Annotated in this window: 3 protein-coding genes; all 3 read right to left on the reverse strand. The window is 49.4% G+C overall.

What is annotated here, in order from left to right:
* A partial coding sequence (purD, locus tag GXO76_00055) for a phosphoribosylamine--glycine ligase (protein NOY76234.1) occupies nt 1–1,247 on the reverse strand: 1,247 nt, incomplete at its 3' end.
* A 125-nt stretch (nt 1,248–1,372) separates the two neighbouring features.
* On the reverse strand, nt 1,373–3,574 hold the full coding sequence (locus GXO76_00060) for a T9SS type A sorting domain-containing protein (GenBank protein NOY76235.1): 2,202 nt from the start codon (nt 3,572–3,574) through the stop codon (nt 1,373–1,375).
* 161 nt (nt 3,575–3,735) lie between these two features.
* On the reverse strand, nt 3,736–5,972 hold a 2,237-nt coding region (locus GXO76_00065), incomplete at its 5' end, for a DUF4876 domain-containing protein (GenBank protein NOY76236.1).

The following is a 5,972-nucleotide window of genomic DNA, read 5'->3' on the forward strand; positions in this document are numbered from 1 at the left end:
CCAATATCCTTTCGATAATAGGCCCCTTCGAAATGAATGGATTGAACGGCGTTGTAGGCTCCTTCCATGGCCTCCTTTAACGAATCCGCCAGATGGGTAACGCCCAGAACCCTCCCGCCGTTGGTGACAAGTTTCCCGTTTTTACGCCGGGTTCCCGCGTGGAAAATGAGGGTGTTCTCACCAAAATCCTGATCCAGTCCCGTAATTTCCTTTCCCTTCTCATAGGAACCCGGGTATCCCTCCGATGCCATAATAACACAAACGGCTGATTTTTCATGGATTTTTAATGGTGACTGATGAAGAGATCCGTCCAATGTGGCCATCATCAAATCCAGCAAATCGGATTGAATGAGCGGCAAAATAACCTGTGTTTCCGGATCGCCAAAGCGGCAGTTGAATTCGATGACCTTCGGTCCGTTGGTTGTAAGCATTAGACCGGCATAAAGAACGCCCGTATAGGGGTTCCCGTCTTTAGCCATGCCGTGAATGGTGGGTTCGAGGATCGTTTTCTGAATTTCTTGAACCAGTGCCTGATCGACAAAGGGAACGGGTGCGTAAGCACCCATGCCGCCCGTGTTCGGGCCGAGGTCATCGTCGTAGGCCGCTTTGTGATCCTGAGATGGGATGAGTGGAAGAACATTTTTCCCGTCACTCAAAGCCAGAATCGAGACTTCTTCTCCTTCCAGGAACTCCTCAATGACCACCTTGTGACCCGCTTCGCCAAAAACGTTTCGCAGCATCATTTCTTCAAGGGCCTTTTGGGCGTCGCTGGGGGTATGACACACCACAGAACCCTTTCCGGCAGCCAGGCCATCGGCCTTAATAACCACCCGCCCCTCGTGATTCCACAGATATTTTCGAGCGTTGTCCAGTTTGGTAAACACATCGTAGTCCGCCGTTGGGATGTTGTAGCGGCGCATAAAATCCTTGGCAAAGGATTTACTGCCTTCAATAAGTGCCGCCTCCTGTGACGGTCCGAATATCTTGAGCCCCTTCCCCTGGAAAACGTCCACAATTCCATGCACCAATGGCAGTTCTGGTCCGACGACCGTAAAATCGATCTTCTGAGAAAGGGCAAACGTTAACAGCTCCTGAATGTCATTGGCACGGATGGGAACCAGCTCCGCCAGGGTTTCGATGCCGGGGTTTCCGGGTGCACAGTAGATTTTATCCACGTTTTCACTTTGGGCTAACTTCCAAACGAGCGCATGTTCACGCCCACCGCTACCAATGACCAATACGTTCATGTGACTCACCTGTTTTTTAGGTCTTTCATAGTTAAATAAATGGATATACCCTAAAAATAGCCAACGCATCCACAAATTGCAATAGTTTTTTAAAAGAATGTCCCATCCGTTCAAACGGGCATTTTCTATTTCAGCAACAACAGTTTTTTAACTGTTGAAAACCGCCCGGCCTGCAAGTGGTAAAAATACACACCTGTCGGGAAATGGGACGCATTCCACCGAACGGAATGGGTGCCGGCGTCTTCCGTGTCATCGATCAGCGTTTGAATGGCGCGCCCTTCCAAATCGAATATGGAAAGCTTCACGTGAGATTTGCAGGGAATCTCAAACGAAATTCGCGTCACCGGATTAAAGGGATTCGGGTAATTCTGGTAAAGCTGAAATGAGACAGGCTGTGTGTGAAAGGCCGCTTGTTCTACGACTGTGCTAAGCGGATAGGTCAGAACAGTTGACCGGTACCCCACAATCCAGGGCTGGCCCCCGTTGGTCTGAGCCACGGCCTTTAGATCATTCGAATTTTGAACGTCCACGGGATTCCAGGTGTTTCCACCGTCTGATGTTTCAAAAACAGCGCCTCCTTTACCCACAATCCAGCCGTGGCTGGCGTTTTGGAACCGCACTTTGTACAGATAAAGGCTGGTTTTTAAATCGACCGCCGTCCAGGTCGTCCCGCCATCCGTAGAATGCAGAACGGCACTGTTCCCGCCTTTCAGGGCCTTTCCAACCACCCAGCCGTTTTGAGGCGACGCAAAGCAGACGGATTCGAAATCAACTTTGTCCGGGAAGTCGTGTGTGGCCTTCGTCCAGGACATCCCGCCGTCGGCCGTGTAAAGGATCGAAGAATCTCCTCCAACGGCAACACCGTGCGTGTTGTCGGAAAACCAAATGTCGTAGATCGGTTTGTGGATGGAATCTTCAAGAACCACATTCCAATTGGAGCCGCCGTCTTTTGTGTATTCAATGATGTCATGTCCCCTTGAATCCTTTCCGCAGACAAAACCGGTATTTGCATTGAGAAAGAAAATTCCATAATAGGTTGATTTGGCATTGCTCGAAATGCGCAGTCCCTCCCAGGTGTTTCCGCCGTCTTCGGTTCGTGCGATGGATGCGTAGCCGCCGCAGCTCCATCCCAGGTCAGAATTCAAAAAGAAGAGGTCCTGCACGCGGGTGGCGCGATTTTCTTCGGTCACGCAGTGAACGGTCCAGTCTTTGCCGGCGTTGGTGCTTTGAATCATCCCGCCATTCCAGCCGGCCGCTAAAACGGCCTGGGAGTCGGGTGCCGCAATGGCATAATAATTCACGATGTACGGAATTTTATAGGCGGGAGTCCAGGTTTGGGCGTCGTCGTCAGAGAAAGCCAATTCCCCATAATTCCCGACTGCCCAAATACGACCATCGGCAACAGAAATGGCCTTCAGGGTATTTCCTGTAAAAATGGGCATCGATTCGAAGTTTTTCCCGTCAGTCGTTTTCAGAATTAAACTTCCGTAACCGGCACCGCCGCCCACAATGTACCCGGTATTCTCATCGCTAAAGTACATGTCGTATCCATAACAGTAAGTCGGATGGGTCTGGTTCAGAAAGGTCCAGCTTTTTCCGCCGTCGGTTGTTTTCAGGAGCAGGGTGGGCTGTAACCCGGCAGCCATCGAGCCCCATCCTGTGGCATAGGCCACCGTTTTGGACACCATGCAAACCGCTTTAAAGTCATTGCGGCTGTAGGAATGCCCACCAAAATCCAGGGTTCCTTTTGTCCAGGTGTCTCCGCCGTCGGTTGTGGCGGCAAGAAAATATTTCGTCGCCATAACGCCGTTATTGGCATCGTAAAATGAGATCGCGTTAATATCCTCCGTTATTCCGCCCAGATCAGAGGCTTTCACCCAAGTGGAACCGCCATCGGTTGTCCGATAAAACACGCCCTTTAATCCCACCACCCAGCCGTGGGTGGCATCCAGAAAAAATACCTTTGTAAAATCATCTGTATCCGTAAAATTCCCAACGGATGTCCAGGTTTTACCCCCGTCGGTTGTGTGGAGTAATGTTCCGTCGGATCCCGCGATCCATCCGTTTTTTTCGTCAAGAAAAGTAACGGATTTCAGGGTTTTTGTGGTGACCCCTTCAACAGGGGTCCAGGTTGTTCCGCCGTCGGAGGTGCCCAGGATCGTGCCGCTCATTCCAACAACCCACCCCATATCCTTTGTGGCGAAAGAGACTCCGTAAAACCCCTTTTGAAAGGTCGGAGCCACTGCCGATATCCATTGATTTTCCCCAAAAACGATCGTCGCCAACAAAAGAAGGAAACCGATGGATCCCAAAACACTCTTTTTCATAGCTTCTCCTTCATGATCACCCTAAATTTAGATGAATTGAAACGTGAACTCAAATTCATAAAATGATAAAAAATATTCCGCTCTTATCGGGGAACCCCGATTTTTTCACTGTTTTTAATTGAAAAAAGGGGGGAAGGCGTTTGCCTTCCCCTTACAAGTGATTATTTTACAAGTAACATCTTTTTGACCGATTGGAAGTGGTTAACAGAAAGTTTGTAAAAATAGAGTCCGGATGGGTAACTGGCGGCATTCCAGGAAACCCTGTGGGATCCGGCCTTCATTTTCTTTCCGTCAACGAGTGTGGCCACACGCTGTCCAACCGTGTTGTAGATTTCCAATGTAACTTTTCCCGTTTTCTTTAATTGAAAAGCAATACTCGTTCTGGGATTGAACGGATTGGGATAGTTTTGTTCCAAAGCGTAACGCAACGGAATAACGGCATTTACGGTTAGAATGTTGGAAAATTCAAATGTGCCGTCCAGATCCACCTGTTTTAAGCGATAGTAATAGGTGTTTCCATGAGCCGATTCGTCCACGAAAGAGTAAACGTGGGATTTTGAGGTGGTTCCGTTTCCCTTGACGAATCCGATTTTCTGAAAAGCCTTTTTGTCAAGACTTCTCTGAATTTCGAATCCCAGGTTGTTGGTTTCTGAAGCCGTTGTCCAGGAGAGTGTAACGCCTTTTTTACCAACAGAAGCCGTAAAAGACGCCAATTCGACCGGCATGGTCAAACCGGGGGTTGGGTAATCGATCAGGCGAAAATCAGTGGCGCAATTGTTGGTGTCGTACCCGGGAGCAATCCGCTCGATGGATTTTCCCTGATATTTTACCGCACAACAGAAGTGGTCGGCACTGATTCTCGGATCCAGTGTGACAGAACTGGTTGGTTTTCCATCGTATTCGACACCGTCAATCACGGTTTCAAAATCGATTCCGTCCGTGTAATCCACATCGGCACCTGAAGCCAGAATCACTTCATCGCTGGTCAGACTCAGCATGAAATCGGTGTGGCGACCGGTATAAAGATTCACAATATTCGGTACATTCGGATTATCGGGATCGGATGCGTTCTCCGGGTTGTAGAATTCAAAATCCGCATGGGACAGGTCAATACTGGTCGGGACCTGTTCCTTCCAATTTACAGCTGACTGGGCACACACCTTGTATTCTCCGGGTTGAATCGGATAATCCGTTCCATTTCCGGGAAATTGGAAAATGTAGGTCACTTTTGTAATATTTCCGGCGAGCCGGCAAATAATTTTTCCATCGAGATATTCGGTTTGAGTGCCCGCGTTGTAGAGTTCTATATATTGATCCTTGAAAAAATAATGATCATTTTTGGGTCCGCCCACGTACAACTCATTGATTTTGATGTTGCTGTGAGCCACGTAGTCTTCGCGAACGGCTTTCATAATGATTCCGCTGTAACCGGCGGTGAACAACATGGCATTGTTCCGGAAATCCATTCCTTTAATTGTTTGGGTCGCACCCGTTGTGACGGGCGTCCAGGTTGTTCCATCCGTGGTGTAAAAGACAAGCCCTTTATATCCGGCAGCCCATCCTTGTGTCGGGGAAACCATCAGGATCGAATAGAGAGACTTTGTGGTAGGATGTGCTTTTACAACCCACGTTTTTCCGGTATCAGAAGTAGCCAAAATGTACCCTCCGTCGGCCACCGCCCAACCGTGTTGGGAATCGTAAAAATAAAAGGCATTGATAGTCTTTTTGGCACCGATTGAGGTTGCAGACTTGGTCCAGGTGGCCCCGCCGTCGGTTGTGTAGTACAGGGTGGAATCCCTTCCGCCAATGCAGCCGGCTGAATCGTCTGCAAAATAAATGGCATAAATCGTCTTGGCCGGAAGGCCGGCATTTTGGGCACTCCAGGTTGCCCCTCCATCCGTGCTTCGGTAAAGGATTCCGTTGTACCCGCCAATCCAGACGGTTGTGTCGTTAGCGGCAAAAACCGAATACAGTGATTTTGTAATGGCCGTGTCTGCTTGAGAAACCCAGGTTTCTCCGCCATCCAGGGTTTTTCCGATGAGCCCGTTTCGCCCGACGACCCAGCCCGTATCGGCGTTGGCGAAATCGATCGCCTGAAGGCTGCGGGGATCATTGTCTAAAATAAGACTGGTCGGTTCCCAGGAGTAACCCGCGTTCGTGGTTTGGTAGCACATGCCGTAGTAACCAACGGCCAGCCCGTTTGTTTTGGAAGCAAACGCCATGGCGTACAAATTGGGACTATTTTTGGCCAGATAAGTCCAGGTGTCCCCCCCGTCCGTGGATTTTACAATAGAACCATCGTAACCGGAAACCCATAAATTGTCTCCGATTCTTTTAACGGATTTGGCTGTAAATCCGAATCCGTAGGGTTTTAGCGTCCAGGTTGTGCCTCCGTCGT

The organism is Calditrichota bacterium (genome assembly GCA_013151735.1).
Lineage (GTDB): Bacteria > Zhuqueibacterota > JdFR-76 > JdFR-76 > BMS3Abin05 > BMS3Abin05.